Genomic DNA, 16,961 nt, shown 5'->3' on the forward strand with positions numbered 1-16,961 from the left:
CAAGGGGAAGGCTTGGCTTGAGGCGCATCAGCTTGTTATAATTTACTTGCTAAAGAACAAGGCATAGTACCCATTGACAAAGATAATGAGCACAATTAATGGCAGGATGTACGTTACATAGAACCGAATCCATTTCGGGAACGCCATACCTTTGCCGGTATCGGCTTCCTTGATGAAGTTATCCCAGCCCCAGCCATAGCGGCTCGTACAGAAAGCCATATAGACAAGGCTGCCCAGAGGCAGGATGTTATTAGACACCAGGAAATCCTCCAGATCCAGCACGCCCGAGCCTTCGCCCAGCGGCTGAATCCAGCTCCACTCATTGAAGCCCAGCACACACGGCAGGGAGAGAAGGATCACGATAGGAATCCCTGCGCAGATGATCTTCCGGCGGTCGATACGCAGCAAGTCAAAGAAGCAGACCACGAGATTCTCAAACACGGCAATGACCGTAGACATAGCCGCAAAGGTCATGAACAGGAAGAACAGCGTCCCCCAAAGACGGCCAAAGGGCATGGAGTTGAACACATTCGGCAAAGTCACGAACAAGAGATTCGGCCCGCTCGAAGGACTAACCCCATAACTGAAGCAGGCCGGGAAGATGATAAGACCTGCCATAATGGCCACAAAAGTATCCAAAATAATGATCCAGATTGCCTCGCCGGTCAGGCACTTGCTCTTACCGATATAGGAACCGAACACTGCCAGCGACCCCATACCGATGGACAGCGTGAAGAATGCCTGCCCCATCGCCGCAAAGATGACTTCCTTCAGGCCATGCTCCATCAGGCGGCCAAAATCCGGGTAAAGATAATACTTCAGTCCTTCACCAGCCCCCGGCAGCATTACCGAGTTGATGCCCAGGATGATCATGAGCCCCAACAGGCAGGTCATCATGAACTTTGTGATGCGCTCCACCCCGGCTTCCACACCCAGATAGCAGACGCCACCGCACAAGGCCACGATTGCCACCATATAACTGCCCATGGTCACAGGATCTTTCAACAAATTGACAAAGATTTCCGTAATGCCAACAGCACCTAAACCATCAAAAGCACCTGTTGCCGTTTTATACAGATAATAAAGCATCCAGCCTGCCACGGTAGTATAGAACATCATCAGGATCATATTACCGCCGATGGCCGTATACTTATGCCAATGCCATTTCGTCCCTTTCGGCTCCAATACATCAAAGGACATTGCCGCGCTGCGGATACTCGCACGCCCCACAGCAAACTCTGCCACCATGATGGGCAGACCTAAGATCGCCAAAAAGATCAGATAGATCAGCACAAAGGACGCACCGCCGTACTGACCGGTAATATACGGGAAACGCCACACATTACCTAAGCCGATGGCACATCCCGCCGACACGAGAATAAACCCTAAACGGGTAGAGAATCCACTTCTTTCCAAACCTAAATACACCTTCTCCATAAAAAAATTCGCCCAATGCGAGAATCGATAGATAATCACTAATCTATCTTACCGCAAAGAGCGAATTTTGTCCAGCAGTGAGCGACACTTTGTTACACACTACTTGTATAATTGTAATTTTATTTAATAACTTCTACGCCGCCCATGTAGGGAACGAGTGCCTTCGGCACGATTACAGAACCGTCTTCCTGCTGATAGTTCTCCAGGATAGCAGCTACCGTTCTGCCTACGGCCAGACCGGAACCATTCAGCGTATGCACGAATTCCGGCTTGGACTTCGCATCGCGGCGGAACTTGATATTCGCACGGCGTGCCTGATAGTCCAGACAGTTAGAGCAGGAAGAGATCTCACGGTATTTGCCCTGAGACGGGAACCAGACTTCGATATCATAAGTCTTGGCCGAGGTGAAGCTCATATCGCCCGTGCAGAGCTGCACCACATGATACGGCAGTTCCAGGATGCGCAGCACATCTTCAGCTGCATCCACCATGGACTCCAGCTCATCCCAGCTCGTTTCCGGCTTGACGAACTTGATGAGTTCCACCTTGTTGAACTGATGCTGGCGGATCAGACCTCGCGTATCGCGGCCGGCACTGCCAGCTTCAGCACGGAAGCATGCCGTATAAGCACTGTAGTATTCCGGCAGCTTGTCGCCATCAAGGATTTCATCACGATGATAGTTCGTCGTCGGCACCTCTGCCGTCGGCACCAGATAATAATCCTGACCTTCGAGCTTGAACATATCCTCGGCAAACTTCGGCAGCTGGCCCGTGCCCGTCATGCTGTCCTTGTTGGCAATATAAGGAGCCAGCATTTCCGTATAACCATGCTTATTGGCATGCAAATCCATCATGAAATTGATGCAGGCACGTTCCAGTCTTGCGCCCAGTCCTTTGTAGAACATGAAACGTGCGCCCGTAACCTTGGCCGCACGGTCAGCATCGAGGATATCCAGATCTGCACCGATATCCCAATGAGCCTTCGGCTCGAAGGAGAACTCCTTCGGCGTGCCCCATTTGCGCACTTCCGGATTTTCCGTATCATCCTTGCCGATGGGCACATCAGCCTTCGGCATATTCGGGATGTGCAGCAGGATGTCGCGCAGTTTTGCCTCAACATCCTTGAGGTCAGCATCCAGAGCGGAAATCTTCTCGCCCACAGCACGCATCTCGGCAATCTTGGCATCCGCGTTTTCCTTGTTCTTCTTCATCACGCTGATTTCCTTGGAAACCGCGTTGCGCTCAGCCTTCAGCGTCTCCGTCTGCTGCAGCAGATTCCGGCGTTCCTGCTCCAGCGCAGAGAAATCATCCAGATTCAGCGGATTGCAACGGTTCTTCAGCATCTCTTTCACTTCATCCAGATGCTCCCGGACAAATTTGATATCTAACACAATACTCACTCTCCATATCTGATAGCCCTTACGGTGGGCGAAAATTCACCTAGGACAACATTATACCGCAACTGCTTTGCAAAGTCTATCCTTCCTGCCTCAACTGTTCTTCCAACCTTTGCAAATGCTCCTGCACATTATCCTTTGTAACCAACACGCCGAAATTCTTTTGTCCATTATGGAATATCCGATCCACAATCATATCTCCGACAATTGGCCGATAATGACTTGTTTCATAATAATAGTAATTATTGGTCGTAATCTCATTCAACCCACTGAAATCATAGTAATTGGTCAACTGAGCCAACTGATATTTGAACTCGTTAAGCTCCGATATATCATTGCTGCGATAGGTAACCGCATTAACAGGATTAACGAAAACGAGCAACTCAATCCCATTATCATCACAGAGTTCCTTTAATTTTGTAAGACTTTCCATGGCTTCGGCTATCCGATTCCCTTTATATTCATACGGTTTCGAAAAGCGTTCATCCTGAAAATGTTTTTCTACATTGGCTTCGATATACTCATCCACTTCCGGATGCAGCGGTCTTCCTGATCCATATATATCATAAACACTGCCTCTGCTGGCATCTTTCTTTTTCAACCTTGGTTTTTTCAGTAAATATAACGCATAGGTCTTCCATAACGTGTCGCCCCGATAAGGAACTCTTAACAAATCATTTTCATGCTGTTTCGGATCTACTCGTATCGAAAAATCATCCAAACCAATCATAACCTGATTGATACTGACACCATGTTTGACCATATCCTGCAAATCAAGCAGCCACTCTTCTGGTAAACCTTCCGAATACGTCATATTATAATAACGCAGGCCATTATCAATTTTATTCAAATCGATATTACCAATACGCGATGAACCAAAGCAAAATGCATTATATTTTTCCGGATTAGAAAGTATATATCGCATCTTTACAAAATGCTGATTAGGTTCCACACGCTTGACACTAAAATCCGTATTAAAAACGCCAGAAGAATCAAAAATATAATTGCAAGCCATAGTTCCAAACATAGCCAGCAAAAATATCCCCAACAAACGGAAAACGTATTTTTTCATTCTGCTCATCCCTCTTTAAAATTGGAAATAAAGAAACTCGGAATAATTATTCAAATGCCACATAGCCCAAATCAGCATTGCTGCTGTGACTATCAGCCATTTATTATTCGCTGTGAATTTCTTCATCAACACCAAGGGATTCGGCACAAATGCCAATAATGCTACCATGCCAATCATTTCCAGTAAATGTCTGCTCTCCTTGCCATGAGCGCCTAGGAGACTTTGATAATCGGCCATGCTGCCTAATACCTGCATAGCCTCATGGACACTTCCCGCACGGAAAAACACCCAGCAAATTACCACACAAAGGAATGTCATCCCCCAATTCAACACTTTAGGCAGTGCGATGCCAGCTTTACGCCAAGCATGATTGATCATCAGCAAAGCACCATGCATTCCCCCCCAGATTACAAAAGTCCATCCAGCACCATGCCATAAACCGATTATCAGCATGGATACAAAGAGATTCCGCATCTTCCTAAACTCACCATGACGATTACCGCCCATCGGAATATAGAGGTAATTCTTCACCCACAAGCCTAACGTCATATGCCAACGCCGCCAAAAATCAATAATGCTTCGCGCCTGATAAGGGGAATTAAAGTTGACGGGCATATCCAGATTGAATAACAACGCTAATCCAATGGCCATTTCACTATACCCAGAAAAATCAAAGTACAATTGCAGCGTATACGACAAAGCGCCCAGCCATGCCTGCACACAAGTCAGCGAATCCGCATGGCTGAATGCCTCATTCGCATAAATAGCCAGTTTATCTGCTATAACCACCTTTTTAAACAAACCCATGGTAAAAATCGTCAAACCACGAGCAATATTGTCATAGTTGATACGGAACGTTTTATCCGCAATAAACTGCGGAATCATTTCCTTGTGATTGATGATTGGCCCGGCAATCAAATGCGGAAAAATCGTAACAAATTCCAGATACGTCAGGAAAGATTCGTTCCGTGCTTCTCCCCGATACGCATCCACTAGATACGCAGTCTGTGTAAAGGTAAAAAACGAAATACCAAGTGGCAGGACAATATGTGGCAAATCAAACATATCGGCCCCCGCCAAGGAATTTACCGTACCAAGGAAAAAGTCCGTGTATTTGAAATACCCCAGCAATAGGACATTCACAACAATACCCAAAATCAGCCATGCCCGATTGCCATTGCAGCGCTCTAACTGCCTCCCCACAAGGTAGTTGAAGCTGATCGAAGCGAAAAGCAACGGCACATAGCGAACATCCCAATATCCATAAAAGAAAAACGACGCCAGCACCAGCCAAAGCGTAGCCGCACGTTTCTGTCCACCATGCCCCAATGTAAAAAAGCCCGCAAAGGTAAGGGGCAAAAAGAGCAAAATAAACTCATACGAATTAAATAACACCTAAATTCTCCTTACATATTGTGTAATATAAGCGTCCCTCTAGTATTTTATGCAAATTCATTTAATTTATCGATAATATCGCTTATGATGAATTCATTTTCTAAATCTTGCTCTGAAGCCTTTTCGAGCACTCGAAGATTACTGCAAAAATTATCATACTTTTTCATATATAATCACCCCATCCCGTTCAATTTCCTTCTTCAACTCATCAGACACCTTAGCATCCATATTGACAATATCAAACGTCAAAAGTGTCCATACCTCTTCATCCACATCAAGTGAAAATTGCGAAAATCTGGTGCATCCATATACCGCTATATCCACATCACTTTTATCGTAATTATCGCCTCTAGCACGAGAACCAAATAAAATGATTTTCGATACATCATATTTATGTGCTAATTTCACTAAATCTGACTTGATTCGTTTAGGTAAGTCCACTATCTATCACTCGCAATCATCAAAACATTTGTAATTAATCACTAGCCAATGCCCAAGGAATACAAGATGCCTAAGCAAACACTGCCATTAATGTAGCTATGACAGCTATACCGTACTTACGTGCTGTGCTTAATACGGAGTTTATGGTTCTTCAGCATCTCTTTTACTTCATCCAGATGCTCCCGGACAAATTTGATATCTAACACAATACTCACTCTCCATATCTGATAGCCCATCGGGCGAAAATTCACCTAGAACAACACTATACCGCAACCAGCAGGAAAAAGCCACTCAAACATCAATAGCGTAGGCACAATCTCTATTTCATCCACATCCAGAGTTTTCCATTTAGCTCTTAACAAGGACTAAATCTCTCCCATATTTCTCCTGCAGGTCTCTTTGCAGGCGTTTCAAATATCTCCGTATATGCCCAACGGTCATATGGTCCCAATAATAAACCAACGGAATCTTTACTGGACTGCCTACATTATCAATGATGCGAATCCTTATTTCTCCAGCTTCATTGCGTTGCAACAAGAAATTAATCAAGCATGTATCATTGGTCAGGATGCGCTCATCCATTACCTGCTTCATGAATCCCTGCAAAAGAGCGCAGACTTCCTCTTTATCCGGCCAGCCTGCAGCCTCTTGTGCATCCAGATAATCGCCTAACGTCTCGCACGCTGTACCATCCGCATTGCGGATACGCTCGAATACATACCCCTGCCCCTTATCCGTTTCTACCGGGCCATAGAACTTGGTCAAAAGCTGCGAGTCTAAATTGCGGAACTTCCTGGATTTCCGATAGGATAGTTCCTGTCTCAATTCTGCATCTTTGGGGTCAAATGGTATCTTTATGACCAAATTCTCATTTTCGGGATGAATATAGGCAACCTTATGCAGGCCTCGTCCTAAATACAACGCATCCGATATCATCAACATAAAATTATCTCTCCCACAACGATTCTATACACGTCTCTGACAAAGCATCCGGAAAATCCCGTGCTATATCCGCCACCAATCGATTCCAATACTTCTTCGCTCTACGTTTCGCCAAGAACCCTACATAATATTCCAAAGGGATTTTAGCGGAAGTCCCGATATTATCTATGATACGCACCACAGATTTCTCCGGTGAAACACGCTGAACGAGGAAATTATCCGGGTCCACACCCGCGGGAGCAAATTTCTCGCGCATAAACTCTCGATGGAAATCCTGCATGACCTGTTCCAGCTTGGCTTTATCCGTCGGGTCTTCGAGTTCAGCCAGCAAGGTCCGACTGCATGCACCATCATAATCCATCACACGTTCAAAGACATAACCAATGCCCTTGTCCGTCTCAACGGTTCCATAATATTTCGTCAAAAGCGGCATATCATCCACATGCTTTCCCAAGGCCCGCCGATAACGGAACTCTCTGGACATATCCGGGTCATCATCCGTGAATAAAAGCTTGACACATTTGCTTTTATCCTGAGGATGTATATAAACTTCCTTATGATTTCCATCCCCCAAGAACAGTTCTTCTCTCATTTCAATTTTTGAATTCATTTTAAATCCTTATTGCTCCCTTCGTAAATAATTTTATCATTTTACTTTTAACTAAGCTTACGATTTATCCTTTGTTTATCCATCGCTATCAATCAACCGATATTTTCTGGCCATACTTCTATCTAAAACCACAATATCCAATCCCCAAATCTTACGTAACGGTAACAGTCTACGCTCTAACTCGGCCTTAAGCGCTGGAAGCCATGACGGATTCGCACTTAACCTCACCATCTTCTTTATAAAGCGAGTGATAAACAACACTATCCCCCACACCACGCTCAACCTCTAAATACTTACACAAAAAATAATCATGTGTTGCAATAAAAATCTGTACACCATTGCGCTGTAAACCTAATATAATTTTTGCAACCAAGGGAATCACTGCTGGATTTATATTAGCCTCTGGCTCATCCCCAAAAACGGCACTAACACTTTTTATAGCTCCATTCCGAACTAACAGCCATAAAATCGCTAGTTTTCTAATCCCTTCAGAAACCAGATTGAATTCTTCCTTCACATCATCTTTGTATAAAAAGAATGTATCTAATGATGCATCATATATCACGCTGCCACCAATAACACTTTCTATCGCTATAAGCATATTTTTCTTATTGTCCTGAGCATCATCTTTTGATACGTCTATCTTGGCCGCATTCAATATGTCTAAATATGTGTCATCAAACTGAACATTTCCCCGTTCTACTGCAGCGTTTAAATTATAATTATTGGACAACACTTCTTTTGCAGGAATAAAAATACCATAGACGTCTGACATCGCCTGTTCCCAAGATTCATTTCCGATTTCAACCGCATTCCACTTAGGGGTTTCCTTATTAAATTCAATTTCTAGCCCTGCATCTTTAGATGCAACTTTTATGTTGCATGCCATCCCATCATTATCTTTATTAACCAATCTACTAATTTGCATTTTTATCGGCAGCATTGTTCGAACAAGTTTATTAGCAAATGTAACACGTCCAGTAGCCGATGCAATTGCAGAATATATCAACTTTAATATATGTGTTTCCCCGTACCATTCTCACCGACAAAAACATTCACACCATAATTAATATTTAAATTGCATTCATTAAACACTGTATAATTTCTTAATTGTAACGAGGATAATTTCATTTTTATATCAGCCTTTCTTTTTACCTCCACTTATTTCATCTGTAAGCTAGCCAGCAAATCAATGATTCGATTATGTAAAGAATATCTTTCATTATTTTTTCGACCATATTTTGCAATTACCATATGTTCTTTCTCATCACGTAGAAAAAAATATGCCTTTTCCAATAAATCTTCTGCCGAATCGAACTCACAATAATCTTCTGCGGGGATAAACGAATTCCCATCCAGATTTTTCGTATCATAGAACATCAATGCACCACGGCCTTTATACCAATATCTTCATAATTCATAAATCCTTTTTATCTCACTCAAACTCTGTAATATACATCGTCCCATCAAAGGTTAATATCTGTTCTTTATCATAATTATATTGGGAAGAACTCAAATCCTCTTTCGCTTCATAATGCTTCGAATCTATCCCCAACAACCCCACAATAGTATTGTATACCATATCATTAGAATAAAAGCGGTTCTTATTCCGTTTTAAAATATCAGCTCGCTCTTTATATAATTCTCTATATCTGTCTGATAAATAGATAAACATCGGAATTCTCAAGGTATCTGCCGTACGAATAGATGGATGGTGACCATGTTGTAGGTTCTCACCATGGTCTGAGAAGTAGAACATACATTGCAAATCAAGATTATCTCTTGCATATTCAAAAACTTCTTTTAATAATTCATCGGTATAAAGAATCGTATTCGCATATGTTTCCTCTACAGTCCCACCATTCCATCTCCCCTCCCCCAAAGGATATCGAGCCTCATAATATGCATGACTTCCCATTAGATGAAGCACTATGAAATTATTATCCTGTGGACTAACATTTTTTAATAATTCCAGGAAATCTTTATCATATCCTATTTCTCCATTTTGCGATGGACCTCTATATTCGTCAGTTGTATTTGCTATCATGGTCGTTGCAACATTCTCTTGCCCCAAACGTCCTTTATGAGAAAACCAGTATGTCTTATATCCTGCTTTTTTTACTATATCTATTATTGATATCGACTCAGAAAAATCTATTTTATTATATTGACTGGATTCCGTTAGTGCCATTTTCAACACTTCCATCGTTAAATTGTAGGAAGCGTATCCATTATTAAAAATGGTAAAGTTTTCATCATTAAGTTTTTCTTCCAACCAAGGAGTATTGGCATATGGCAAGGAACTGTCATAAACGTGCATATAATCTCGGGACGCCGATTCACCAATTACCAGGATCACCGTCCCTGGAGCATTTGCTATCAATGCATTCTGTGTATCAACCTGCAACGCTGCATATCGTTTATCATGTTCTTGCGCATATAACCGCTCTGTCTCAAGCCGTTCTTTTACCCGTTTCCAAGCAATCAATATCCTGCCTTTTGTGTATTCCTTATAAAAAATTACAGCCATACCCCCCAAGATTACTAGCGTTATCAGGGGGTGCGGTAACACATAGCCTTGCCCCTTACCGTATATATTGCCAAAGTACCATATATATATATATGTGTGCATCATCAGAGCACAAAGAAAAAATACGATTCCTTTTATTCCGAATATGGCATAAGCATATTCTCTTGCCTCTTGCCAACGAGTCTGCTGAACCGAAATGATAGCTCCTTCTGACAGCACATCCCCATATAGACGATAATGCATAACGTAGATTACCGGCAAAATCTGCAAGAGAAAATTTACCAAAACAAGAATCGAAACATAAATTTCTCCAGGTAAATACCATCCCAACACAAACTGCAACAGCGAACAAAATGCCAACATATACAGCGGAATCATGATATCCCTGCGACTGTCTATAACAACGTACGGAACGTCATTATCCATATTATGTACATAGCGGTTTGCTTTATAATATAGAATTGGTATTATCAGATAGGATAGATATAACCATAAAGCCCAACCATTTGCCAGTGAAAACATACACTCTCCGGTTACTGCTTGTGCTGCTAACAATAAAAGCGTCGCCAAACCGAAACAGCGAATCGCATGGGCCCTATCCTTACGATCCAAATACTGCGAAGTATATTTCCATACAATATATGAGATAGTTAATATGACAATCGCAGAAATCATGCTATATATGTCCATTCTAATACCTTTCATCCATCAAGCCAATTATACAACAATCTATAGCTTATTACCTTGCATCATATATGCTACACTTGACGCAAAGCTTCTTGTGGGGACTACCGCATCACGCCCAGCAACTGCAATGTTATCCCTGACCTCATCATTTTCGAGGTAGTAACTGACCTTTTCGATAAGGCTGGCTTCATCCTGATAGCTTACGATATCACGGCCCACCTCGCACTGATCGTAATATTGCCGTTCATCGACTAACTGAAATGCTCCTGCCGCTAAGATGTCAAAAGCCCTGGGATTCAGCCCTTCTGCGCCTGAGGTATGGATATTCAAGCAAATCTTCGCCCTTCCATAATAATCAGCAATCTCTGCTGCATCCATCGTCTTGTTGACAACATAGGGGTAGATTGCAGGATATCTCAAACGGAAAATAAGCTTCTTAATCGGATTTTTATAGAAAGGGCCTGCAAAAAGCAGCTTCCAGTCTTTTTCTTTCCCCTTTATAGCCAACACGTTCAGTAATGCCAACCTGTCTTTGTAAGGTGTGCCAATGAAGAATACATCGATATCATGTCTTTGCGGGCCGACATGTTCATATTCATCACGATATCCTACAGGACAATAAGCTGCATTTACCCCCTGATTCTGAAGCCATATCTCATCATTTTTTTCATAGGTATATACCGCATCAAAGAATGTACAATATTGCATACAAAACTTATTGTTCAACAGAGGATCTACAATCCATGTAATCGTTCTTATCTTTTTCTGCAATGCAATTTCTTGCAGTCGATGCATATCATCCAACGTCAAAAATTCATCAGGCAGATTTAGTGTAAAGAATATATCCACTTGACCTGATTCTAAAAGACTAAAAACATCCTGACGCCATTTTTGCAGATATTTCTGTTCTCCACTTTTTCGACCTAGCTTGTATAGTTTTTTCTCCCAATAGGAACATCTATTCTCATAAGTATCCGCTGATATTAATATTACATCATACCCCTGTGCTTCCAAGGTTGTTTGAAGTCCCAATATTTGATTATTGCGTTCCGTGATACACAATAAAATCTTTTTGTTTTGCATGTCATCTTCCTATCGCCTATGCTTTAACCCATTTAATATATAATCTATTGGCAAAGTTCCTTATCGTATTTATCAGCCTATCTTTTATCCCCCATCGGTAAAGCACTGCTATATCATATACCGATGAATCATCAACCAGTACTGCTTTTAATGTTACCGGCCCATTATCATCCCAAATCAATCTCTCCTCTACAATTTGCGCATTTCCTGATAGCACTTCATAGCTGACAGCCTGTGACGTTCCATATTTATAACACGACAGTTGTATTTCCCTGTCATCCTTTTGACATCCATAATTATAGACAAAATTATCATCTAACGTTATTTTCACAAACGGCTTGATGATTGTTTTGCCAAACCTTGACGGGAATATTTCACAAGCAGATAATCCGCCATATTCTCCAACCATGCTATTTAATTGTATCGTTAAAGCCAAAACATCTTTTTTATTCACATCAACGACTAACGGAGCACCATCTATCGGAAGAGGTCCCACCGTAAGAATCTCTCCATCCGGGAACATTATACGGATCTCCTTAACAGAAACCGTATCACACATTGCCCCATATAAGCAGATCTGTTCTATTGTTTGCGGTTGTTCCCATTGATAATGCAGTTGTTTGGCTTTGTCTCCTTGTTCTGGCCGCCACAATTCATGCTGCCATCGCGGAATTTCTGCATTGATGTCCATTGGATGCAACCTTAAGAAAGCACGCATCGGCTGGACATTGCCAGAACTCGCAGTGATCTCCGCCTTGCAGGCCAAATCATCGGTGCGGCGTTCCCAAAAAATCTCATCACTATTGAGCAAACCATACGCATTCTTTTCATTATGCTGTGATGAATGCCTAAATATTGCCTGCGCCAAAGGATTTTCTTTAAACAGTCCTTTTCTTAAATTGCTATGCACAGGAAAGCGCACACGCTTATCCCATTGATATACAGATTTATCCACTAAATCATAATGATAAGACTCTACTTTCCCCGCCACAGGTCTTTTGGTCTCCTGCAGATTCATGGCCGAAAAATCTCGTATTGCCGTAAATCCCGTCGCATAGGCAAATCGCTTATACACAGTCGGATAATAAGCATTATCCTTACGGCTCAATATATTTTCCATAGCCTGTTCAAACGCTAAGGATAAAGCCCGATGATCCGCATGCAAATCGAAGTCTACACAAAAAATAATCTCTGCTTGGATATCCAATATATATTCCTGTAAATCACTCAGAAAATTAGCTTTCGTATACGCACTATGCTGACCATGTTTTATAAAATGATAATCCTCATGTCCCGTTATCCCATAAGTTTCCCTATGCCCAGCTGGTGAACACATCGTCGTTTGAGCATGGTAAACATGCTGAGGCTTGCCTGAACCATTATAAGTATCGCCATAACCTAGCAATGCATAATGATCCGCATCCACACCTAATAATTCCAGCGCGTCTTCCACTTCAGCAAAACGTTTTTCCGGTGGACAGTCAAAATCACCATTCGTACTATATAAAACGAATACTTCTGCCCCCATATGACCTAAGCTGTAAATCATATTCCCAGCTACATTGATTTCATCATCCGGATGTGGCGCTAATACCAGCACCCGTACACCATGGTAATCCTGCTGAAAAAAAGAATTCGCTACCTTGTCGCTCATGGCCGTAAATAATCCTTTCCCTCGATATCGGGGTTTGCAATAATCTCATACAATTTGTCAATAACATAGTCATAGTCACAAAGCCGTCTAACCAATGCCATCGCATTCGCACGAAGCTGTTGACGTTCTTCCGGATGGTCAAACAGATAAATGATTTTTTCTGCATAAGCCTGTGCATCTTTGACCGGAACACGATAACCAGTCTGACCATCAAAAGCCAAGTCATCGCAGCCACCTATATCTGAAGTCACAGGAACCAGACCACTTGCCATAGCCTCAATGAGCGAAGTAGGCAAAGCCTCATGCCAGGACGGGAAAATATAGATATCTGCCATTTGGTAATAAACTTGTGGGGCTTCCACTTCTCCAGTTACCACCACACTTCTATCTGTTTCTTCAGCCATTTGTTTCAATTGAGTAATCAATTCCGTTTGCCCGCCACCTACAACAAACAATTTGGCTTTAGGACGCTTGGCATGGACAATAGGCCATACTTGCAATAAGGTCGCAATCCCCTTATTCTCGACAATTCTAGCACAAAAAAGCAGTACATCCGTATCAGCGGCTAAATTGTTTTCCAGGCGCAATTCATTTCGCCTCTCCGGCAGCAACGGTGTATATTTCTTCATATCTACACCATGTGCCAATACCGTAACCTTCTCAGCAGGCACATGTGCCTGCGCAATATACCCATCACGGATTTCATGTGTTGTCGCCACATAATTATTGCAGGATGCCAGAATTTTATTACGCCAGCTATCCTCTGTCCGAAAAATTTCAGCTTTTGCAGTAAGGGCTAATGTAACGGGCTTCTTCATCAATTTTGCATACAGGATAACCCAAACTGCAAATTTAGGCGTTCCAATAATATAAAAGGCATCGAGATGACGGTGCGTAGTCAGCAAGCGAATAATGATTTCCAGCCAACGAAACGGCGCATGCAGACGCACCAAGTCAATTCCCTTGATTGTTTCACGCGCTTGGGTAAACCAATAACGTTTTTTGGCCATAATCGTAACCTTATGACCACGCTTTATAAGCTGCAAAGCATGATTTTCTCCATGAAACTCTGCCCCACTCTTAGTAGGGCGACCATCTTTAGAGAATTTCTTGCCTACAGCAAAATCCTTTATAAACAGGCCGATATTCATACCAAATTCTCCAAATTCATCACCAAATCATCAAAATATCTGCATAAAACTAATTCAACAAAGCCATACATTCCGTCTTAACCATCTCCGGTGTAATATGCCACAAACAGTTTGGCTTAGGATTGCTCGGACAAGCATCTGCTCTCACACTGCAAGGGCAGCAAGCCTCCCGGCTGGTAAGCACCCTGGCATTATCGTTGATGGGATGCCAGCGATCCGGGCTGGTACAGCCATACATAGTAACCATTTTCACGCCTGTGGTAGCAGCGATATGTGTGGCTCCAGTATCCACAGTGATCAACAGGTCAGCTTTCCGAATAATTGCGGCCAAATCCACCAAACTCGTTTCCCCGCAAAAATTCATGACCGGCTGATGCATGGCGGCTATTACCTCATCTGCGTATGCCCGATCATTCGGCGCACCTACGATAAAGAAGGCTGCATCATAGTGCTCAGCCAAAGCATCCACCACTTCAACAAAGTACTCTTTCGGCCATGTCTTTAGTTCAAACGTTCCCTTTACACACAGGGCAATGCGTTTTTCGGCCTGTGGTAACTGGGAAAACATGTTCTCAACTTTTTTCTCTGCCTCATCCGTAATACGGGCAAACACCGGTTCAGCATGATCTTTCAATCCCGTAAATTTGCGAATAATCGTCTGATAGGTTTCTGCCTGCAGCGTAGCATCCAGATTGTGCGAGATATGCATCACATGCGTGTACAACCAGGTCACCCGGCTAGGCTTATCATCAAAAACTTTATCCGGGCCAACGCGTGTCGGAATTCCTGCCAGCCAACAAAGAAGCGCTGGCCGCAGTTTGCGGTCAAAGGAAATGGATAAGTCAAAATGACGGGACTTGATATCCTTGACCATAGCCATCATCTTACCAAGAGAATTATCCTTTGCCTTGTACTGAAATACCATGACTTCATCAATCAGCGGGTTATTTTCCACAGCCTCCCGTACCACAGGCTTTACCAACATAGTAATTCGAGCCTGTGGATATGCTTTCTTCAGCAAGGCTATCGCGCTGGTCGTCAACACCACATCGCCAAGATTCACCAGTGCATTGACCAGGATATTCTTATACTGCTTCATTCTTTTACCAGCACACCTTCCATTTTCTCACCGACTGCCGTTACGTACTTTTGATACTTGCTTGTGGGTTTTTCAGGGAGAGTCATGCGCAAATGTCCAGACTCTAGTAACGGTTTCAAGTACCGACGATTAAAATTCTTCCGGTCTGTCATCTTCATATAATCCATGATTTCTTGTCGGCTTCTTGCCTGCCAGCAAAAAGCCAGCACTTTTTCCGCATCATCATCCACGGTATCTTGGGGGGTATCTTGGGGGGTATCTTGGGGGGTATCTTGGGGGGTACCCCAAAACTTGTTCCTTAGTTCCGCATTGAGCATAAATTCACTCTGCTTATAATTGGGTTCTGGCAGGCCAGCCTCCAGCATATCACGAAAAACTCGATCCACACCTTCTCCAAACTCTTTGACCAGATCATATTCATTCAACAATTCAACGATCTTAGGGTTGCGGCTAAAATGAAACTCCCTTATATTATCGATTCGAACCATCCCAGGCAAAACCCCTGGACTCTCAACACAAAAGTGATCATCAAACATTTTGATCTGAATATCCGTGCCCTTTATGCTGTAATCGCGATGTGCAATCGCATTTACAATCAATTCCGTCCAACAAAATTCCGGATACTCAGGTATTGTCTTAAACACAGCCCCCTCACGCAGACTTGTATACTCTCTGATCTGTGTCTTCATAAACGCTATTGCAGCCTGTGCCTGTTCCAAAATGCGACCAGAAAACTTCACATCTTTCACAACATTCATCCTGTCGCCGACCTCTGCTGTTTTTCCTTCATAACGAATAAAGCGGACACGTGCGCGAGGAAAAAAACGTTGCGGATTAACGCCGAACAACAGGATTGCTGCTCCCGATATTCTATCTTTCCCATCTGCTGTAGTTATGAAGTCATGATTATGTCGCAGGTAAAACTCTGCACTGCCCTTCGTATAGCCAATTTTTTCAATGTATTTTGCTACAAAATTCCAATCTATATCGGACAAATCTGCCCCGGCTACCGGTTGGTCTTCAAAATACCGTACTCCTTTAGCATACACCAACTGAAGCCGCTGTTCAAAATTCAATTTCTTGCTTCTATCCCCCACACGCAGAAAAACATCATCTGCCTGATTAGCAATCACCTGCGCAGACGGTAAAACATGCATCCTCAAAACATGATTCGCTTGCCCATCTTTATCCGTTACAACAAACGTTTTCGTTTCAACTGTCACAGAGGGAATACAATAATCAAAAGGAACACGTAAAAGTTCATTGAGATTCTTCTCATATGCATCAATCCCGCTTATCATCCCATCATCTTCTATACCAATAACCAGATAGCCACCATCAGCATTAGCCATAGCTACAACGGGGATTGCAAAATCACGAGCTGATATTCTGGCCGATTTTCTGTCAATTATCTGCTTTTCTGTAGAATATTGCAATTCTTTGATATCATCCGGATTAAACAT

General features: G+C 42.7%; 15 protein-coding genes. All 15 read right to left on the reverse strand.

The genetic code is table 11. The features are described 5' to 3' along the window. Window positions 1–42: 42 nt before the first annotated feature. Entirely contained in the window at window positions 43–1,416 is a 1,374-nt protein-coding gene (locus tag BLQ59_RS03645; protein WP_074571566.1) for a sodium-dependent transporter, read from the reverse strand. A 140-nt stretch (window positions 1,417–1,556) separates the two neighbouring features. Further along, window positions 1,557–2,828, reverse strand: a complete 1,272-nt coding sequence (serS, locus tag BLQ59_RS03650) for a serine--tRNA ligase (RefSeq protein ID WP_074571567.1) — start codon at window positions 2,826–2,828, stop codon at window positions 1,557–1,559. 85 nt (window positions 2,829–2,913) lie between these two features. Beyond that, a complete protein-coding gene (locus BLQ59_RS03655; protein ID WP_074571568.1) occupies window positions 2,914–3,906 on the reverse strand; it encodes a hypothetical protein in 993 nt (330 codons plus the stop codon). Window positions 3,907–3,921: 15 nt separating this feature from the next. Continuing rightward, on the reverse strand, window positions 3,922–5,301 hold the full coding sequence (locus BLQ59_RS03660) for an MBOAT family O-acyltransferase (protein WP_074571569.1): 1,380 nt from the start codon (window positions 5,299–5,301) through the stop codon (window positions 3,922–3,924). 153 nt (window positions 5,302–5,454) lie between these two features. Beyond that, window positions 5,455–5,709, reverse strand: coding sequence for a nucleotidyltransferase family protein (locus tag BLQ59_RS03670; protein WP_256324592.1), 255 nt, complete (start codon window positions 5,707–5,709; stop codon window positions 5,455–5,457). Between the two features lie 381 nt (window positions 5,710–6,090). Beyond that, a complete protein-coding gene (locus tag BLQ59_RS03675) occupies window positions 6,091–6,684 on the reverse strand; it encodes a YrbL family protein (protein ID WP_074571571.1) in 594 nt (197 codons plus the stop codon). 4 nt (window positions 6,685–6,688) lie between these two features. Continuing rightward, window positions 6,689–7,294 carry a YrbL family protein gene (locus BLQ59_RS03680; RefSeq protein WP_074571572.1) on the reverse strand — a complete coding sequence of 202 codons (606 nt, stop codon included), beginning with the start codon at window positions 7,292–7,294 and terminating at the stop codon, window positions 6,689–6,691. 187 nt (window positions 7,295–7,481) lie between these two features. Continuing rightward, entirely contained in the window at window positions 7,482–8,207 is a 726-nt protein-coding gene (locus tag BLQ59_RS03685) for an AAA family ATPase (RefSeq protein ID WP_176756714.1), read from the reverse strand. A gap of 248 nt (window positions 8,208–8,455) precedes the next feature. Then, a complete protein-coding gene (locus tag BLQ59_RS03690) occupies window positions 8,456–8,677 on the reverse strand; it encodes a glycosyltransferase (RefSeq protein WP_256324593.1) in 222 nt (73 codons plus the stop codon). A gap of 52 nt (window positions 8,678–8,729) precedes the next feature. After that, the gene (locus tag BLQ59_RS03695) at window positions 8,730–10,499 is read right to left on the reverse strand and encodes a phosphoethanolamine transferase (protein WP_218122863.1); all 1,770 of its coding nucleotides are present in this window, start codon (window positions 10,497–10,499) and stop codon (window positions 8,730–8,732) included. A 54-nt stretch (window positions 10,500–10,553) separates the two neighbouring features. Further along, on the reverse strand, window positions 10,554–11,594 hold the full coding sequence (locus tag BLQ59_RS03700; protein WP_074571576.1) for a WaaS/CpsH family glycosyltransferase: 1,041 nt from the start codon (window positions 11,592–11,594) through the stop codon (window positions 10,554–10,556). 16 nt (window positions 11,595–11,610) lie between these two features. Further along, window positions 11,611–13,248, reverse strand: a complete 1,638-nt coding sequence (locus BLQ59_RS03705; protein WP_074571577.1) for a PIG-L family deacetylase — start codon at window positions 13,246–13,248, stop codon at window positions 11,611–11,613. Beyond that, entirely contained in the window at window positions 13,245–14,399 is a 1,155-nt protein-coding gene (locus BLQ59_RS03710; protein WP_074571578.1) for a glycosyltransferase family 4 protein, read from the reverse strand. Before BLQ59_RS03710 ends, BLQ59_RS03705 begins: the two co-directional genes overlap by 4 nt. Window positions 14,400–14,448: 49 nt before the next feature. Next, a complete protein-coding gene (locus BLQ59_RS03715) occupies window positions 14,449–15,498 on the reverse strand; it encodes a glycosyltransferase family 9 protein (protein WP_074571579.1) in 1,050 nt (349 codons plus the stop codon). Continuing rightward, window positions 15,495–16,961: an ATP-binding protein gene (locus BLQ59_RS03720; RefSeq protein ID WP_074571580.1), complete on the reverse strand. Its 1,467-nt coding sequence runs from the start codon at window positions 16,959–16,961 to the stop codon at window positions 15,495–15,497. The genes BLQ59_RS03715 and BLQ59_RS03720 overlap by 4 nt, the downstream gene beginning before the upstream one ends.

Origin of the sequence: Pseudoselenomonas ruminantium (assembly GCF_900104055.1) — a bacterium.
Classification (GTDB): Bacteria; Bacillota; Negativicutes; order Selenomonadales; family Selenomonadaceae; genus Selenomonas_A; species Selenomonas_A ruminantium_C.

What these genes read in the sequence shown, in the direction of transcription:
- BLQ59_RS03655 (WP_074571568.1), bottom strand. Translation starts at nt 3,906, where the DNA reads ATGAAAAAATACGTTTTCCGTTTGTTGGGGATATTTTTGCTGGCTATG.
- BLQ59_RS03675 (WP_074571571.1), bottom strand. Translation starts at nt 6,684, where the DNA reads ATGTTGATGATATCGGATGCGTTGTATTTAGGACGAGGCCTGCATAAG.
- BLQ59_RS03680 (WP_074571572.1), bottom strand. Translation starts at nt 7,294, where the DNA reads ATGAATTCAAAAATTGAAATGAGAGAAGAACTGTTCTTGGGGGATGGA.
- BLQ59_RS03695 (WP_218122863.1), bottom strand. Translation starts at nt 10,499, where the DNA reads ATGATTTCTGCGATTGTCATATTAACTATCTCATATATTGTATGGAAA.
- BLQ59_RS03700 (WP_074571576.1), bottom strand. Translation starts at nt 11,594, where the DNA reads ATGCAAAACAAAAAGATTTTATTGTGTATCACGGAACGCAATAATCAA.
- BLQ59_RS03705 (WP_074571577.1), bottom strand. Translation starts at nt 13,248, where the DNA reads ATGAGCGACAAGGTAGCGAATTCTTTTTTTCAGCAGGATTACCATGGT.
- BLQ59_RS03710 (WP_074571578.1), bottom strand. Translation starts at nt 14,399, where the DNA reads ATGAATATCGGCCTGTTTATAAAGGATTTTGCTGTAGGCAAGAAATTC.
- BLQ59_RS03715 (WP_074571579.1), bottom strand. Translation starts at nt 15,498, where the DNA reads ATGAAGCAGTATAAGAATATCCTGGTCAATGCACTGGTGAATCTTGGC.
- BLQ59_RS03720 (WP_074571580.1), bottom strand. Translation starts at nt 16,961, where the DNA reads ATGTTTAATCCGGATGATATCAAAGAATTGCAATATTCTACAGAAAAG.